Annotated in this window: 15 protein-coding genes and 1 pseudogene; 13 read left to right on the top strand and 3 right to left on the bottom strand. The window is 40.1% G+C overall.

Features of this window, described 5'->3' with window-relative positions:
- Positions 1 to 192 precede the first annotated feature (192 nt).
- From ACIY14_RS06230 to rpsD, 8 genes are all read left to right on the top strand, one after another.
- Entirely contained in the window at positions 193 to 1,443 is a 1,251-nt protein-coding gene (locus ACIY14_RS06230; RefSeq protein ID WP_409001954.1) for a carbohydrate-binding domain-containing protein, read from the top strand.
- A 125-nt stretch (positions 1,444 to 1,568) separates the two neighbouring features.
- Complete coding sequence (locus ACIY14_RS06225) at positions 1,569 to 2,333, top strand: nucleoside phosphorylase (RefSeq protein ID WP_409001953.1); 765 nt, start codon at positions 1,569 to 1,571, stop codon at positions 2,331 to 2,333.
- Between the two features lie 33 nt (positions 2,334 to 2,366).
- Positions 2,367 to 3,746, top strand: a complete 1,380-nt coding sequence (locus ACIY14_RS06220; protein ID WP_409001952.1) for a TrkH family potassium uptake protein — start codon at positions 2,367 to 2,369, stop codon at positions 3,744 to 3,746.
- Between the two features lie 13 nt (positions 3,747 to 3,759).
- Complete coding sequence (locus ACIY14_RS06215) at positions 3,760 to 4,425, top strand: TrkA family potassium uptake protein (protein ID WP_001283889.1); 666 nt, start codon at positions 3,760 to 3,762, stop codon at positions 4,423 to 4,425.
- Between the two features lie 157 nt (positions 4,426 to 4,582).
- On the top strand, positions 4,583 to 7,117 hold the full coding sequence (locus ACIY14_RS06210) for an SSURE domain-containing protein (RefSeq protein ID WP_409001951.1): 2,535 nt from the start codon (positions 4,583 to 4,585) through the stop codon (positions 7,115 to 7,117).
- An 80-nt stretch (positions 7,118 to 7,197) separates the two neighbouring features.
- Entirely contained in the window at positions 7,198 to 7,896 is a 699-nt protein-coding gene (locus ACIY14_RS06205; protein ID WP_409001950.1) for a response regulator transcription factor, read from the top strand.
- Entirely contained in the window at positions 7,893 to 8,927 is a 1,035-nt protein-coding gene (locus ACIY14_RS06200; protein WP_409001949.1) for a sensor histidine kinase, read from the top strand. Before ACIY14_RS06205 ends, ACIY14_RS06200 begins: the two co-directional genes overlap by 4 nt.
- A 201-nt stretch (positions 8,928 to 9,128) precedes the next feature.
- Positions 9,129 to 9,740, top strand: coding sequence for a 30S ribosomal protein S4 (gene rpsD, locus ACIY14_RS06195; RefSeq protein WP_000092756.1), 612 nt, complete (start codon positions 9,129 to 9,131; stop codon positions 9,738 to 9,740).
- Between the two features lie 156 nt (positions 9,741 to 9,896).
- Here the strand turns inward: rpsD and ACIY14_RS06190 are convergent.
- Positions 9,897 to 10,400: pseudogene (locus ACIY14_RS06190) on the bottom strand (site-specific integrase); the annotation flags it as partial.
- 217 nt (positions 10,401 to 10,617) lie between these two features.
- Here ACIY14_RS06190 and ACIY14_RS06185 point away from each other — a divergent pair.
- From ACIY14_RS06185 to ACIY14_RS06165, 5 genes are all read left to right on the top strand, one after another.
- Positions 10,618 to 12,339, top strand: a complete 1,722-nt coding sequence (locus ACIY14_RS06185; RefSeq protein ID WP_248026327.1) for a glycerol-3-phosphate acyltransferase — start codon at positions 10,618 to 10,620, stop codon at positions 12,337 to 12,339.
- A gap of 13 nt (positions 12,340 to 12,352) precedes the next feature.
- A complete protein-coding gene (locus ACIY14_RS06180) occupies positions 12,353 to 12,529 on the top strand; it encodes a hypothetical protein (protein ID WP_248026330.1) in 177 nt (58 codons plus the stop codon).
- On the top strand, positions 12,478 to 12,993 hold the full coding sequence (locus ACIY14_RS06175) for a hypothetical protein (RefSeq protein WP_409001948.1): 516 nt from the start codon (positions 12,478 to 12,480) through the stop codon (positions 12,991 to 12,993). Before ACIY14_RS06180 ends, ACIY14_RS06175 begins: the two co-directional genes overlap by 52 nt.
- Positions 12,994 to 14,571: an AAA family ATPase gene (locus ACIY14_RS06170; protein WP_409001947.1), complete on the top strand. Its 1,578-nt coding sequence runs from the start codon at positions 12,994 to 12,996 to the stop codon at positions 14,569 to 14,571.
- 148 nt (positions 14,572 to 14,719) lie between these two features.
- Positions 14,720 to 15,202: a hypothetical protein gene (locus ACIY14_RS06165; RefSeq protein ID WP_409001946.1), complete on the top strand. Its 483-nt coding sequence runs from the start codon at positions 14,720 to 14,722 to the stop codon at positions 15,200 to 15,202.
- Positions 15,203 to 15,545: 343 nt separating this feature from the next.
- Here ACIY14_RS06165 and ACIY14_RS06160 read toward each other — a convergent pair whose 3' ends face one another.
- Together ACIY14_RS06160 and ACIY14_RS06155 are read right to left on the bottom strand one after the other, a co-directional pair.
- The gene (locus ACIY14_RS06160) at positions 15,546 to 16,064 is read right to left on the bottom strand and encodes an HXXEE domain-containing protein (protein WP_409001945.1); all 519 of its coding nucleotides are present in this window, start codon (positions 16,062 to 16,064) and stop codon (positions 15,546 to 15,548) included.
- 169 nt (positions 16,065 to 16,233) lie between these two features.
- Positions 16,234 to 16,713: a helix-turn-helix domain-containing protein gene (locus tag ACIY14_RS06155; RefSeq protein WP_409001944.1), complete on the bottom strand. Its 480-nt coding sequence runs from the start codon at positions 16,711 to 16,713 to the stop codon at positions 16,234 to 16,236.
- Positions 16,714 to 16,719: the final 6 nt, after the last annotated feature.

Raw genomic sequence — 16,719 nt, 5'->3', positions numbered from 1 at the left:
TTACTTTCAGTTGTACTATATTTAAACAAGGTGAACTTGCTTGACTACAAGTCTAGAGGACATTTCTAAAAGTTTTATTAAGCGAATCTTAACTGAAACTGAATTTAAGGAAACTTTCAGAAAAGTTTTAGTTTTATTTCAGTAATCTTCTGTAGACTGTCAACTATATCATACGAAGGAGAGGAAAAAGGTATGAAATCAAAAAAATGGACCCTACTTGCAACGAGTTTAACGGCAATGGTGTTGATGGCAGCATGTGCCCAGTCAACAACTACATCTAATACCAATGCAACGACAAATAGTGCAACAACAACTTCAACAAAGACAAACCAATCATCCTATTTTACAGAGAAGGACTATGATACTTCTTATGATGAAAGCACAGCTTCTAAGATTGAGCTATCTGGCTCATCTGCAAACGTCTCTGGAGATGGCGTGACAGTCTCTGACTCAACAGTGACCATCACAAAATCTGGCACCTATGTGATTTCAGGTCAGTCTGATGGAGTTCAGATCAAGGTCGAGGCAGATAAGTCGGCAGATGTTCACCTAGTCTTAAAAGGTGCGACCATGACCAACACCAATGCAGCAATTTCTGCGACATCAGCCGGCCATGTCTACCTGACTCTGGCAGAAGGAACCACCAACAGTCTCTCTGACTCAAGCTCGAACAGTGACGAAAAAGCCGATGCAGTTCTCTTTTCTAAGGTGGATTTAACCATCAACGGGAAAGGAACTCTTAATGTAGATGGAAAGAAAAATAATGGTATTAAGGCTAACGACACCCTCCACATCACGGGTGGAACCTATAACATCACAGCAGTTGGTGATGCCTTTAATGTCAATGATGAACTCAACATCACTGGTACGACCATGACCATCGATGCTAAAGAAGACGGAGTCAAGGTGGACAATGATGAAGATACTTCAGTCGGAACCATGTACCTATCCAACAACAACATCACCGTTACAGCAGGGGATGATGGCATCCACGCTTCTGGAGACCTCGTCATCGATAGTGGAACCTACACCGTCAAGAATTCAACAGAAGGACTTGAAGGGAAGTCAATTACTATCAACGGTGGGGACATTACCATCTATTCAACGGACGATGGTGTCAATGCAGCCAACAAAAATGCCCAACAAAGTGAAATCTTCTTCACTATGAATGGTGGGAACCTGACAGTTGAAGTTGGTCAAGGGGATACAGACCCAATCGATTCAAACGGAAATATCACTGTCACAGGCGGAACCATTAAAATGACTGGTCAATCAGGTTTTGACTTTGATGGAACAGCGACCTATACAGGTGGAGACATCTATCTCAATGGCGAAAAACAAACGGAAATCGTCAACTCTATGCCTGGAGGCGGTGGACCTGGTGGTGGACCTCAAGGCGGCGGTCCTCAAGGCGGCGGTCCAGCCCCTGGCGGACAAGGATAAACAAAATTCTCCTTTCTCGAGAGAGAAGGGAGAGTTTTGTGTTGTTACTAGAGGAAATGTAAAGACAACTCCTTGACACTCCGTCAGCTTTTGATACAATAGTACAAAATTAGAGGAGGTAGGCTATGATTCAGAAGCATGCGATTCCCATTTTAGAGTTTGATGATAACCCCCAAGCGGTCCTTATGCCAACACATGAGGGGTTAGACTTAAGGTTGCCAAAGAAGTGCATCTATGCATTTTTGGAGGAGGAGATTGACCGTTATGCTCAGGAAGTAGGGGCGGACTGTGTTGGTGAGTTCGTTTCTGCCACCAAGACCTATCCAGTCTATGTCGTCAACTACAAGGGTGAGGAGATCTGTCTGGCCCAGGCGCCCGTGGGTTCTGCCCCAGCGGCCCAGTTTATGGATTGGTTGATTGGCTATGGTGTGGAGCAAATCATTTCCACTGGAACCTGTGGCGTCCTAGCCGATATAGAGGAAAATGCCTTTCTCGTCCCTATTCGCGCTCTGCGAGATGAGGGGACGAGCTACCACTATGTAGCGCCTTCTCGTTATATGGAGATGCAGATTGAGGCTATCTCTGCCATTGAGCAAGTCTTAGAACAAAGAGGCATTCCCTATGAGGAAGTTATGACCTGGACGACAGATGGTTTTTACCGAGAGACGACTGAAAAGGTTGCCTATCGCAAGGAAGAAGGCTGTGCTGTTGTGGAGATGGAGTGCTCTACTCTTGCGGCAGTAGCTCAGTTACGTGGGGTTGTATGGGGAGAACTGCTCTTTACCGCAGATTCCCTGGCGGATCTAGACAACTACGACAGTCGTGACTGGGGTTCTGAAGCTTTTGATAAGGCACTCGAACTCTGTCTGACTATTGTGCACCACATGTGAGTGTTCTTACTGTTTTTATGGTAGAATGTAGTTATGTTATTCAAACCTTTTTTGGAAAAAATCAAGACGACGCTGGTTCGATTATCGCCAGCCCGTCGTATCTTTTTAAGTTTTGCCCTAGTTATCTTCTTGGGCTCGCTTCTTTTAAGCCTCCCCTTTGTTCAAGCAACAACGTCACAAGCGACCTACTTTGACCATCTCTTTACGACTGTGTCCATGGTCTGTGTGACAGGGCTCTTCACCCAGCCGGTGGCCTCTACTTACAATATCTGGGGTCAATTGATCTGTATGCTCTTAATCCAGATCGGTGGTTTGGGGCTTATGACCTTTATTGGAATCTTTTATATCCAAGGGAAACAAAAGCTCAGTCTTCGTAGTCGTGAGACTATTCAAGAAAGTTTTAGTTATGGGGAAACCCAGTCCTTAAAGGACTTCATCCGATCGATCTTTTTGACGACTTTTCTGGTAGAAGGGCTCGGCGCCTTTCTCCTGAGTTTCCGCTTCATTCCTGAATTTGGCTGGGGTCGAGGGATGTTAACCTCTATCTTTTTGGCTATTTCAGCTTTCTGCAATGCTGGATTTGATAATTTTGGAAGTACGAGTTTGGCAGTCTTTCAGACGGACCCTTTGATAAATTTAGTGATTGCAGGATTGATTATAACGGGTGGTCTAGGATTTATGGTCTGGTTTGACCTAGCGACCCAGTTTGGGAAAAAGAAAAAACGCCGTCTTCGCTTTCATACTAAGCTAGTTCTCTTTTTAACAACAGGAATTTTATTCTTTGGAACGGTATCAACCCTTTTGATTGAGTGGAACAATTCAGGGACGATTGGGAATCTCAGCGTCCCAGAGAAACTGCTGGTTAGCTTTTTCCAGACTGTCAGTATGAGGACAGCAGGCTTTGCCTCTATTGACTACACCCAGGCTCGACCGGTCACCTTGCTGATCTACATTTTGCAGATGTTTCTGGGCGGGGCACCTGGAGGGACAGCAGGGGGACTCAAGATTACGACCTTCTTTGTCTTGTTGGTCTTTGCTCGTAGCGAACTGTTGGGCTTGCCTCATGCCAATGTAGCTCGGAGGACCATTGAACCTCGAACCGTACAAAAATCTTTTAGTGTCTTTATTATCTTCTTGCTGACCTTCTTGCTGGGCTTGATTCTATTAGGGGTAACCGCAGAAGGAAATCCGCGCTTTATCTATCTCATGTTTGAGACCATTTCAGCACTTGCTACTGTTGGGGTGACGGCGAATTTAACACCAGAGTTAGGCAAGTTAGCTCTCAGTATCGTTATGTTGTTGATGTTTATCGGCCGTATTGGCCCCTTGACACTACTGGTAAGTTTAGCAGAATACCAGCCAGACAAGAAAGATTTGATTCACTATATGAAAGCAGATATCACCATTGGATAAGAAAGGAAGAACGATGTCAGATCGGACGATTGGAATTTTAGGCTTGGGAATTTTTGGGAGTAGTGTTTTGGCTGCTCTTGCCAAACATCATATGAATATCATTGCTATTGATGACCACGAGGAGCGCATTAATCAATTTGAACCCGTGCTGGCGCGTGGAGTAGTTGGGGATATCACGGATGAAGAACTCCTTCTATCAGCGGGAATTGACACCTGCGATACCGTGGTTGTCGCAACGGGGGAAAATCTAGAATCCAGTGTTCTTGCAGTCATGCACTGTAAAAGTCTAGGGGTGCCGACCGTCATTGCCAAGGTAAAAAGTCACATGGCCAAAAAGGTACTGGAGAAAATTGGTGCGGACTCGGTCATCTCACCGGAATTTGAAATGGGACGTTCGTTAGCGCAGAGAATTCTCTTTCATAACAGCGTAGATGTCTTTCAGTTGGACAAGAATGTTTCAATTGTCGAGATGAGAATCCCCCAATCTTGGGCGGGGAAAAGCCTCAGTCAGCTAGATTTACGTGGGCGATACAATCTCAATGTACTTGGATTTCGTGACTATGAAAATGCTCCTCTAGATGTTCAATTCGGTCCCGATGACCTTTTACGGTCAGGCGCCTATATCATGGCGGTGATTAATAACCAACATTTGGATACTCTAACAGAGCTTAGTGAGTAGGAGAGGAAGGGTTGTTTTCTTCCTCAATGATTAATGAATCAATATAAGTATTTTATAAGAGGGATTTAAGAAAAATTTTAACTTTTTCTTAATCCTTTTTAATTTTAGGAGATTATACTAGAGCCATCAAATAAAGAAAAACTCTAAGGAGAATCCTATGAAATTCAATCCAAATCAGAGATATACTCGTTGGTCTATTCGCCGTCTCAGTGTCGGTGTTGCTTCAGTTGTTGTGGCTAGTGGCTTCTTTGTCCTAGTTGGCCAACCAAGTTCTGCACGTGCTGATGTGGTCAATCCGACTCCTGCCCAAGTCGTACCAGACGCTGCTTCGGTGAGTGCAAAGAGCGACTTACCAGCAGAGGTTCTCAAAAAAGCAGTCGATGTAGCTCTTCCTTCAGAACAGTCTATTCCAACACCTAAAGCAAGTGTGGATACCACAAACTCTTCAGAAAAAGCGGACGAAACTGCTAAAGAGCCAGTAGTAGCACCAAAAGAAGAAGTGCAAGCACAACCTGACTCTAAGAAACAAACAGAAGATGCAGTTAAACCTGTAGAAAGTCCTGCGTCTACAGTTTCTGGACAAGACCGTGAAGCCAGTGAAGCGCAACCAGCGACCACTCCAGCTGAAGTGCAAAAGGGTGTGGCTGACAACACCAAAGATACAGTAGATGTCCCAGCTAGCTACCTTGACAAAGCCAATTTCCCAGGACCATTCACAGCTGGTGTCAACCAAGTCATTCCATACGAAGCTTTTGGTGGCGATGGTATGTTGACTCGCCTGATTTTGAAGGCATCAGACAAAGCCCCATGGTCAGACAACGGAACGGCTAAAAATTCCGCTCTCCCACCAGTAGAAAAATTGGGCAAAGGCCTCTACTTCTATGAAGTGGATTTGGCAGGCACCCAAGGAAAATCTGACAAAGAGCTGCTTGATCTCTTGAAACAAAATGGTACGCAAAGCTATAAAGCTACCATCAAGGTGTACGGTACCAAAGATGGCAAGGCAGACTTAACTAATCTCGTAGCAACGAAAGATTTGACTGTTAACTTGAATGGTTTGACCACTCCAACTGAAGTACAAAAGGGTGTGGCAGACAATACCAAAGATACGGTAGATGTCCCAGCAAGCTACCTTGACAAAGCCAATTTCCCAGGACCATTTACAGCTGGTGTCAATCAAGTCATTCCATACGAAGCTTTTGGTGGCGATGGCATGTTGACTCGCCTGATTTTGAAAGCATCTGACAAGGCTCCATGGTCAGACAACGGAACGGCTAAAAATTCCGCTCTCCCACCAGTAGAAAAATTGGGCAAAGGCCTTTACTTCTACGAAGTGGATTTGGCAGGCACCCAAGGAAAATCAGATAAAGAGCTTCTTGACCTCTTGAAACAAAATGGTACGCAAAGCTATAAAGCTACCATCAAGGTGTACGGTGCAAAAGACGGCAAGCCTGACTTAACTAATCTGGTAGCGACTAAAGATTTGGATGTTAACTTGAATGGTTTGACCACTCCAGCTGAAGTGCAAAAAGGTGTGGCCGACAACACCAAAGATACAGTAGATGTCCCAGCAAGCTACCTAGACAAGGCCAACTTCCCAGGTCCATTTACAGCTGGTGTCAACCAAGTCATTCCATACGAATTCTTCGCTGGTGATGGCATGTTGACTCGCCTTATCTTGAAAGCATCTGATAAGGCTCCATGGTCAGACAATGGCTCAGCTAAAAATCCAGCTCTCCCACCAGTAGAGAAATTGGGCAAAGGCCTTTACTTCTACGAAGTAGACTTGGCAGGCACCCAAGGAAAATCTGATAAAGAGCTGCTTGACCTCTTGAAACAAAATGGTACGCAAAGCTACAAAGCTACTATCAAGGTGTACGGTGCAAAAGACGGCAAGCCTGACTTAACTAATCTGGTAGCGACTAAAGATTTGACTGTTAATTTAAACGCTTCAACCACACCAAATCAGGTTAAAGACTCTGTTGTTAACAATGTCAAAGACATGATTGATGTTCCAGCTAGCTACCTTGAAAAAGCAAATGTTCCAGGTCCATTCTTGGCAGGTGTCAACCAGGTCATTCCATATGAAGCTTTCGGTGGTGATGGTATGTTGACTCGTCTCTTGTTAAAAGCCTCAGACAAAGCCCCATGGTCAGATAATGGTTCAGCTAAAAATCCTGCTCTATTGCCACTTGAAGGCTTGGCTAAAGGCCAATATTTCTACGAAGTGGATTTGAATGGCAACACGACAGGCAAAGAAGGACAAGCCCTTCTAGACCAACTTCGTGCCAATGGCACTCACACTTACCAAGCTACTGTCAAAGTGTATGGTTCTAAAGATGGAAAACCAGATTTGACCAATCTTATCGCAACTCGTCAAGTAACGATTCAGCTTCGTGGAAAAGAAATGACGACAATACCATCTCAACAAGGTCAGATGAATACGAAGCCTTCTGAAACAGGCTCTACAGGTATGACTGAGGGTATGATGGGTACAAATCACCATATGTCAGATATGAAGGTCGATCAACCAGCTTCTAGCCCAATGGCTAATATGATGAAAAAAGATGATAAAGCGATGCTACCAAATACTGGGGAAGCTAAAACGGCTACAGCTGGCCTTGGTATCTTTGGTCTAGCCTTGGCAGGTCTTGTTGGACTTTTGGGTTTGACAACCAAACGAGAAGATTAAGATTCAAATCACTTAAACATTAGGGAAAATAGTGTTATACTAAAGCAAGTATAACACTGTTTTTATCGAAGGAGTGTCAGATGAAAAAGACAATTTTGCTGGTTGATGATGAGTTAGATATTCTAGATATTCAAAACCGCTATCTTTTACAGGCAGGATACGATGTTTTAGTCGCCCATGATGGCAAGGAGGGATTAGAACTTTTCAGAAAAAAATCTATCGACCTCATCATCACAGATATCATGATGCCCAATATGGACGGTTATGATTTTATCAGTGAAGTTCAGTATATCGCTCCGGATCAACCCTTCCTCTTTACAACTGCTAAGACAAGCGAGCAGGATAAGATTTATGGATTAAGTTTGGGGGCAGATGATTTCATAGCCAAACCGTTTAGCCCACGCGAATTGGTTTTAAGAGTGAATAATATCTTGCGTCGCCTTAGCCGTGGAGGTGAGACAGAGCAGATCGAGCTTGGTGACTTAGTGATCAACCATGTGACTCATGAGGTTCGCATAGGGGAGCAACCTTTGGAATTGACAGTGAAATCCTTTGAACTTCTATGGATATTGGCTAGCAATCCTGAGAGAGTCTTTTCAAAGACGGAACTTTACGAGAAGGTATGGCAAGAGGACTATGTGGATGATACCAATACACTCAATGTTCATATCCATGCTTTGAGGCAAGAGTTGACTAAGTATACAAATTCAAATGCTCCTGCTATCAAAACTGTCTGGGGTTTGGGCTATAAGATGGAAAGACCAAGAGGTAGAAAATGAAATTAAAAAACTATATTTTAGTGGGGTATCTAGTGTCGACTCTACTAACGATTTTGGTCGTTTTCTGGGCAGTCCAACGAATGTTGATTGAGAAAAGTGAAGTTTACTTTCTCGTTGGAATGACCTTGATTGCTAGTTTCATTGGTGCTGCAGTGAGCATCTTTCTTCTGTCACCTGTTTTTTCTTCTCTGAAACATTTGAAAAAACAAGCTCAGGATATAGCTGGCAAGGATTTCAGCACAGAAATTGAAACCAAAGGCCCATTAGAATTTCAAGAGCTGGGTCAGGCTTTTAATGACATGTCCCACAATTTGCAAGCCACCTTTCAATCACTTGATGAGAGTGAGCAAGAAAAAAGAATGATGATTGCGCAGCTCTCTCACGATATTAAAACTCCCATTACCTCCATTCAGGTTACTGTGGAGGGAATTCTAGATGGAGTGATCAAGGAAGAGGAACGACTCCACTACTTAACCACGATTGGTCGGCAAACTGAGCGTCTAAACAAGCTAGTAGAGGAATTGGATGTTTTGACTCTTAACACGCAACCTCAAGATACTGCTGATGAAGAAGTCGAAGAGGTCTTTTTAGATCAGCTGTTGATTGAGTCAATGAGTGAATTTCAACTCCAGATTGAACAAGAGGAGCGGGATGTTTACATTCAAGTATCACCTGAGTCAGCGAAAATCAAGAGCCATTCTGACAAACTTTCTCGCATTCTGGTCAATTTGTTAAACAATGCCTTTAAATATTCAGAACCAGGAACCAGAATCGAGGTTCTTGCCCAATTAACAGAACAAGAGCTGACAATCAGTGTGAAAGACGCGGGTCAGGGGATTCATCCTGAGGATTTGGAAAAAATCTTTAAACGACTTTATCGTGTAGAAACTTCGCGCAATATGAAGACGGGTGGGCATGGCTTAGGTCTTGCGATTGCACGAGAACTAGCCCATCAGCTTGGTGGCGAAATCACAGCAGAAAGTCAGTATGGCTTAGGAAGCAAGTTTACATTCAGCCTCAATTTGAAATAAAACCGTAAAATCCCTTTACAAATCTAGCTTTTCATGGTACAATAGCCTTTGTGTGAAATAGCAGCAGGAAAGCATGAAGCTCGTCAACAGGTGTCTTATGACAAGTAACCTTGGCTGTTTAGGCGAAGGGCATCTGCACGAATCAGGGCTCTCTAAGTGACTATTTCCGCCAAATATTATTTATATCAGGAGGACATACATATGTCACGTTATACAGGACCATCTTGGAAACAAGCTCGTCGCCTTGGCCTTTCACTTACAGGTACAGGTAAAGAATTGGCACGTCGTAACTACGTACCAGGACAACACGGACCAAACAACCGTTCTAAATTGTCAGAATACGGTTTGCAATTGGCTGAAAAACAAAAACTTCGTTTCACTTACGGTGTAGGTGAAAAACAATTCCGTAACTTGTTCGTACAAGCTACAAAAATCAAAGGCGGAATCCTAGGTTTCAACTTCATGCTTCTTTTGGAACGTCGTTTGGATAACGTTGTTTACCGTCTTGGTCTTGCGACTACTCGTCGTCAAGCTCGTCAATTCGTAAACCACGGTCACATCCTTGTTGACGGAAAACGCGTTGATATCCCATCATACCGCGTAACTCCAGGTCAAGTGATCTCAGTTCGTGAAAAATCATTGAAAGTTCCAGCAATCCTTGAAGCTGTTGAAGCAACTCTTGGACGTCCAGCATTCGTATCATTCGACGCTGAAAAATTGGAAGGTTCATTGACTCGCTTGCCAGAACGCGATGAAATTAACCCAGAAATCAACGAAGCACTTGTCGTTGAATTCTACAACAAAATGTTGTAATATTTTATTGAATAAGATTGGCTGTAAAGCCTTGAAACGAAGCACTTTAGGCCTCTATCCTAGAGTGCTTTTTTTGTTTTTACTACCCTTTTAGTTACCCTTAACTAATTTTAGGTATAGTAATAGGGTAGCCCAAAAATGGGGCACCCTTATTATTTATAAATTGCTGATGGCTGCCTCAAAGATTGAGACGGCTTTTTTTGCTCCCTCTTTGGTAGCATGGACATAAGTATTCAAGGTCATTGAGATATTAGAGTGGCCTAGCCTATACTGTAAATCTTTCGCCTCTATGCCAGCGTATAGCATGATTGTAGCGTGTGTATGACGGAAACCGTGAAAGCCAATGTTAGGAACGCCAGCATGTTTAAACCGAGTTTTTAGACGTGTACTCAAGGTTTTGTTACTTGGGTAGTTATGGATAAAGTCAGAGAATACAACTGTTTCAGTTCGCCTTAACTTCCAAGACTCTTGAATTTGTCTAAGCTGGTAGGCTTTCAACATGGCAATAGTCGCTTGGCCTATATCGATATCACGATAGCTAGATTTTGATTTAGGACTATTGAGTTCTTGACTATAGTTTAGTGTTTTTGTAATATGCCCAATGGCATTATCTAAGTCAATATCAGACCATGATAAGGCTAAAGCTTCATTGATACGATAATCGATTTCTATATACCAAAAATACCAATCGAGTAACTATAAGGTCAGCGCGAATCAAATACTTTCTCTTCTTTCTCATGGTAAGTTGAATTAATAAAATAATTATGATATTCTTTTTCTATAAGGAAAAAATTAAAATGATTATAAGATAGTTTATTTAGAAAATTAGTCAAAATTTTTTCTAATTAATTTAGAAATCATTAACAAGGGGGATATTATGGCTGAAAGAATAATACATCAAGCTGATCTTCGAGCTATCGAGAATAACTTGCGCTCTATCCATGAAGGATTACGAACAATTGATGCTAGAGTTGATGTAGCAAACGAAAATCTTCAAATCGTGTATGATGAAATTGGTAGTTTAGCACAGGAATTTCATGAATTTGTTAATATCCAACAAAAAGCTAATAGACTAGGACAAGCTGAAACTCGACTAGTAAAAATCCGTCAGGAAATTGAGAAGAAATACGGACATTATGATATTGTTCGTCGTACTACCACAGGGATTTTACAAGCTGATGATTTAGGAATTGTCAAAAAAGAAACAATCAGCACTGCAACAGAAGAACTAATGATATCAACTCCAGGTTACTGGCTTGCTCCATGCTTGGTTGCATTAGCAGCATGGATAAATGATCAACCCGAGTTAGCTGAAAAAGCAGTTAAGGAAGGGATTAAACGAAATGATGAAAAAACCTCCCTTTTCTTTGCCTTAATTTGTAGAAGAGCTAACAGAAAGAACGCGTGCCTTAAGTGGACTCAACGTTATTTAGCTAATCAAGATGAAGAAAATCTCGACAGAAATTCTATAATTATCTTGGATGCTTTTGCGAGCGGACTCTTGGGAGCTGATACCGAAGGAGTCATCTCACGTCAAATGAATGAATGGCTCAGTCGACTTGAAGAAAAACCTGGTTTTACTGAACAGCAAACAGAACAATGGTCCGAAGCTATTAACTTAAAAAGAAGCGAACTAGATGAAGATTTATACCCTAACCTAAGAAAATATAGTAATAGTTGGCCTGTTCTAGAGGATATTTTAGAAGGTGCTCATCTCCATGAACAAATATTAAACTATCTAACTGATATTTTTGAGAAAAAAGGGTCTACAGAAAGCGTCAAAGAACAATTAGACGATATTTTAGACACACTTGTGACTGATTTTGATAACGAGGAACTAGCTCTTCGAAAACAAGAAAAATTCGAGCAGCTTGTGGTTGACTTCGGAGGAGATGACAACCGTGCTCATCAAAACATGGATATTGAGGCGACTGCATTTGAAACCCATAAAGACTTCACCCAGTTGCTTACCGATGCAGCAATGAAACCCGAATCTTCTCACTCAAGCATATCAACCCAAAAATTTGCACTGGCTCTTTCTCGTGATTGGGTAACAAACGCTTATAATGACGTTACTGCAAAAAATCGCATGAAGATTCCTTACGAAATTGAAATAAATGTGGATACCTTTAATGATAAATCAACAGATGGCCAAAACGAAAATGAGTTGATTGAAAAATTCAATTCTCAGATTGACTCTGAAAAAGAACAAACTTTGTCAAACTACTTCCCAAGTTTATTTGATAAATTCCTTTTGTATGGTGGTATAGCTATAGGAGTAATCGGTTTAATGATGATTTTTGGGAATATTTTCTTAGGTTTAATAGCTATTATAGCAGGGATTTTTATGGTTCTTAAGCATAAATCTAATATTGAAAACATTGAAAAGAGTCGCAAGAAAATTGAAGAACAATATGAGAATAAAAGAGTGAATGGTGAACAAATTATAAGAGCTACTCTAGCTGAAATTGTAGACTTTAGAATTGAATTTGCAGAGAAAGATGCTGAAAGTGCTAAAGTTCTTGACTTCCTCGAACAAATAAGACCTGAACAATATGTAAACAAGTTGGCATCATCTAATAGAAAGATTAAAATTTGAGGAGGTAATTGACATGGATGAAAAATATAAAGGCGATAGTAAGCTATCATCTAATAACACCACTCCATTTAAGAGCATTAATACTGAAGAAGATGTCACTGAAGAACCTATGAGCGTGTTTGCTGAGGGACTCCCTTCATGGGATATCGTGCCTCCACAATTGCTAGTCAGAAGGAAACGGCAAAAATAATGAATAAACCACAAACATATGCAGAATGGGTAAATATCTTAACTGTTTTTAAAAACAAAGATGATGATGAAACAGTTTTAAAAATGATGAAATCTGGAACTATCGAATGGCAATACGGTGTGGCAGAACGTTTCTCTACAAAGTTAATTGACGCTGTTAATTACCGTATGAATGTAGCTTCAGATAAGTTTCAAAATGATTTACTAAAATCCCAAGGATACGAGGGAACTATTATTCAAGCAATTCTTTCTTTGAGGAAAGAATTGACGTTCTTAGCTGAAGCAATCAATCTTCCTGCAATTCCGGATAAAGAGCGACAACACTACCTAAATCTCGTTATAGAACAAGCTAATAGTATGCAAAAATCTTTAGAAGAATCTGCAAAACAGGACCGAAGCGGGAAAATGTCAAGTATTATTAGAAATCATAAAATTAATTCTTTTTTAAATAAAGGTGAACAGTAAATGAGTAATATAGTAAAAAGCAAAGAACTTCTTACGAGATATTCACTTGCAAGAATCCCTTTTATTGCTATCAATACCATTGAGCCAAGTAGAACATTAGATATGTTAAAGGAAATATCTGAAGAATTACAACTTCCGTTCAACGTACACACTCTCACCAAAGGTGTGTATAATCTTAGTTCTGGTAAGAATGTTAACGATGATAAATCTGTTTATGGTGCAATAGATTACATGACGGACCAAATGCAAAAGAAACAATACCAAACTATTGTACTGACAGAAGTTCCGGATCTTAGTAATGAAAATAGCGATTCTAAACAAGTCTTAGCATTGGTCAATCTAGCCAATGAAACTGGAGGCGTTGTAATAGTTTTTACCAATACCCCTATTTGGAATCAACTTCAACGGCAAGGTATGACAGTAAAAATAGATTTACCTAACGAAGAGGAAATGTACTCGATAATTCGAGAATACATTGACGACTATCGAAATGATATCCAGATTGAATGGGACAACTCCGATATTCGAGAAGCTGCTGCAGCTCTCAATGGGGTAACTAGAATCGAGGCGGAGAACGTTATCGCAGCTTTGATTGCAAATAAGTGCATAAGAAAATCTGATTTAGATGAGATAAGATTTGCAAAAGATCGCCTATTCTCTGATATCTCTGGTCTAGAAAAAATCGTTGTAGATGATTCTGTGAAGGATGTCGGAGGGCTTGAAGGGTTAAGAAAGTGGCTTAACGAAAAGAAAGGACTGCTAACTCCCGAAAAGAAAGATATGTTACGTGAGAAAGGTTTGCAACCACCTAGAGGGATACTCCTAGTAGGTGTCCCTGGATGCGGAAAATCTTTATCTGCTAAATCAATTTCCGCTAACTGGAAACTTCCATTATATCGTTTAGATTTTGCAACGGTTCAAGGAAGTTATGTAGGTCAGTCTGAACAGCAACTCAAGGATGCTCTAACTACCGCTGAAAATGTATCTCCGTGTGTTTTATGGATTGATGAAATAGAAAAAGGACTATCAGGAGCTACTGGTGGCGCTAATGATGGTGGCGTATCTACTCGTATGGTCGGTCAATTCTTATTCTGGATGCAAGAATGCAAAAAACAAGTTTTTGTAGTTGCAACAGCTAATGATGTGTCTATGCTCCCATCAGAACTTCTCCGTCGAGGAAGATTTGATGAGTTATTCTTTGTTGATTTACCTACTGCAGATGAGCGTAAAGAAATACTTGCTTTGTATTTTAAAAAATACTTAAGTCTAGAATTTGAAGGAGATTTTTCTGATAATATTCTTCAAATAAGTGATGGTTTCACTGGCGCGGACTTAGAATCGACAGTTAGAGATTTAGCTTACCGAGCTATCGCTAATGATAATTTTATTCTCAACGAAGAGAATATCATGACTGCTTTCAATAATGTAGTCCCACTCTCTCAAACTAGCCCAGAAAAAATTGATGCTATTAGAGATTGGGGGAAAGAAAGAGCTGTTCCTGCATCTGGAAAACCAATCGGCGGAGAGGGACTTGTTCATAAACAAAGTGGACCTAAAACAAGAAAAGTACTTGTTTAATAAGTTCATTAGTTGGACACGGTAACTGTAATCTCAGTTTCGTGTCCATTTTCATAATTCCCTAAATGGAAGCTCTTTTTTGAGAGTATCATTAAAAGGAATCTTAAATTGCAAAATATAACTTATAACACAATTAGGAGAAAAATAGATGCCTAAACCAATGTTAAATCTATATCAATCCCAAAAACAAACACAAGTAAGCCATATCATGACTTCTAACTTAAAACAACCACAGATAGATAAATTGAGTTTAGATAGGCTTCTAAGAAAATCACGATCTAAAGAATATATGGATGCTATTCATCAACTAGATGCAGGAGGACATGTTCATAATAAAAAGGAAGTAAATGAAATTATTAATACAATTAAGTTAGAATTTCCAGATGTGGGTATTAATGGAATTCTCCTAGGTTTTGTAGCAAAATGTTATTTAGGAGCACCTTATGAAGCGCACACCCTAGACTTAGTTGGAGAAATCATTGAGCATTATAAACGAGGAGAGACATTACCTGGTGGGCTCGATAAAGCCAAAAGCATTGCTTTACATGGAGGATATGATTTTATCGAAGTTTATACAGATTGTTGTCGAGCAATTAGCTCAAATGGTTCCGTATCAGTTATAAAAGATTAATTATGTATAGAAAAGTAACATATGGTATACAGAAAATTTCATAAATAATTGGTAATTAATCTAAAAGGATACTATTAGGTAACAGGAAAAATTCATCTCGATGTTAAAATGACTACTGTATTATCTTTGTAATATAGTAAAATTATCAGGAATCGCTTGGAATAATTAATTTGTTTTTCTCTATATAATAAGAATTAGTGGCATGAAAGCATAGCTATATAGTAGGACACAAAATATCTATTACCAACGCGCTACTTAGCTAGTGGGGGGCGACATTCGGCGATTCCGCCTATTCTCTTTTATAACTAAGAATTTGAGAACCATTTTGTCTCAGATTTTTTTGTTAATGGTTATGGGCAAGCCAGGCGGAATATTTTTTCCCAAGCCAGAGAGCAAAGAGGAGATTGATGACGACGATGCCTGAACCGACCAGTGAAAATAGGAAAAATTCGCTAGTCGAAACCTTCCACAAATGCACGATGTCTGTAATCAAATAAGCACTGACAGGAAAACAAAGGATAGAAGTAATCAGAGCAGGTATATACTTGCGAAGAAGAATTGATTGTCCAATATGGATCAAGAGATGAAGTGCAAAGGCTACAAATCCCCCCAACCAAACTAATTCGAGCGCTCTAGATTGACTAAAATACGCTAATAAAGTGATGGATAAGACAATGATAAACTCCTCAAAAACAGCAAGGGCAAATCCCTCTGTTGTAATTCCTTTGTGAATCTTGAGAATAGCTGGAGCCTTTTGAGCCAGCAAGGTCTCGTTGAGATGAATCCAAGGGACAAGACCGATAATTTCTTCCATATCGTGAAAGATAAAGAGTAGCGGGAACATCCAAAGATAAAATGTCATAAATCTCTCCTCAAAAGCTATAGACTGCCAGCCAATAAAGCAAAAAACGCCCAGTAAGGCGTTTTGAGTTAGGTATGCTTATTTAACTTCTGTAACATATAGCTATTGTCTTAACTAAAACGCTATATTTTATTAAGTTTTAATAAGTTTTAAGTTACTAAAAATAGGGTTATTTTGTTTCTGTTGTTTCCGAATTGTTGCCATATTCGTTTAGTTTTCTAATGGCGGTGTTGAAATCTATAGAAGCAATTTCTTTTGATATCGGGTCGCTATCTTTTGTTAATTCCTCAAATAATTCTTTTGGGTCTTTTTCTCGATTTTTTATTAACTTGAGAATAAAGAAATCTACTTGTCCATCTCCTTGTATTTTTAAGATTTCTTTTAATTTATCTTCATCTATAGCTTCTGTTTCTTTGATTGAGCTAATCTTAGGATTCCGTTCGGAGATATCAGTTAATCCTAGTAGATAATCTGCTGTAGTATTTAAAATCTTAGCTAGCGGTATTATACTATCAATTCTTGGTTCTGTCATGCCTGTTTCCCATTTTGTATAACTACCTTGTCTCATATTTATATATTTTGCCAGTTCTGTTTGTGTGTATCCTCTTTTTTTTCTTAACTCTTTTAATCTTTCTGAAAATATGCTCATATTAAA

Origin of the sequence: Streptococcus sp. ST16 (assembly GCF_046098135.1) — a bacterium.
In the GTDB taxonomy this organism is placed as follows: domain Bacteria; phylum Bacillota; class Bacilli; order Lactobacillales; family Streptococcaceae; genus Streptococcus.
The sequence above is the reverse complement of the archived record's forward strand: the minus strand, read 5'-3'. Positions and strand labels throughout refer to the sequence as shown.

Bases quoted from the DNA above. Each gene is read 5' to 3' on its own strand.
- ACIY14_RS06180 (WP_248026330.1), top strand. From the start codon at position 12,353: ATGGATGAAAAATATAAAGGCGATAGTAAGCTATCATCTAATAACACC.
- rpsD (WP_000092756.1), top strand. From the start codon at position 9,129: ATGTCACGTTATACAGGACCATCTTGGAAACAAGCTCGTCGCCTTGGC.
- ACIY14_RS06160 (WP_409001945.1), bottom strand. From the start codon at position 16,064: ATGACATTTTATCTTTGGATGTTCCCGCTACTCTTTATCTTTCACGAT.
- ACIY14_RS06185 (WP_248026327.1), top strand. From the start codon at position 10,618: ATGGCTGAAAGAATAATACATCAAGCTGATCTTCGAGCTATCGAGAAT.
- ACIY14_RS06205 (WP_409001950.1), top strand. From the start codon at position 7,198: ATGAAAAAGACAATTTTGCTGGTTGATGATGAGTTAGATATTCTAGAT.
- ACIY14_RS06225 (WP_409001953.1), top strand. From the start codon at position 1,569: ATGATTCAGAAGCATGCGATTCCCATTTTAGAGTTTGATGATAACCCC.
- ACIY14_RS06210 (WP_409001951.1), top strand. From the start codon at position 4,583: ATGAAATTCAATCCAAATCAGAGATATACTCGTTGGTCTATTCGCCGT.
- ACIY14_RS06175 (WP_409001948.1), top strand. From the start codon at position 12,478: ATGGGATATCGTGCCTCCACAATTGCTAGTCAGAAGGAAACGGCAAAA.
- ACIY14_RS06155 (WP_409001944.1), bottom strand. From the start codon at position 16,713: ATGAGCATATTTTCAGAAAGATTAAAAGAGTTAAGAAAAAAAAGAGGA.
- ACIY14_RS06230 (WP_409001954.1), top strand. From the start codon at position 193: ATGAAATCAAAAAAATGGACCCTACTTGCAACGAGTTTAACGGCAATG.
- ACIY14_RS06215 (WP_001283889.1), top strand. From the start codon at position 3,760: ATGTCAGATCGGACGATTGGAATTTTAGGCTTGGGAATTTTTGGGAGT.
- ACIY14_RS06165 (WP_409001946.1), top strand. From the start codon at position 14,720: ATGCCTAAACCAATGTTAAATCTATATCAATCCCAAAAACAAACACAA.
- ACIY14_RS06200 (WP_409001949.1), top strand. From the start codon at position 7,893: ATGAAATTAAAAAACTATATTTTAGTGGGGTATCTAGTGTCGACTCTA.
- ACIY14_RS06170 (WP_409001947.1), top strand. From the start codon at position 12,994: ATGAGTAATATAGTAAAAAGCAAAGAACTTCTTACGAGATATTCACTT.
- ACIY14_RS06220 (WP_409001952.1), top strand. From the start codon at position 2,367: ATGTTATTCAAACCTTTTTTGGAAAAAATCAAGACGACGCTGGTTCGA.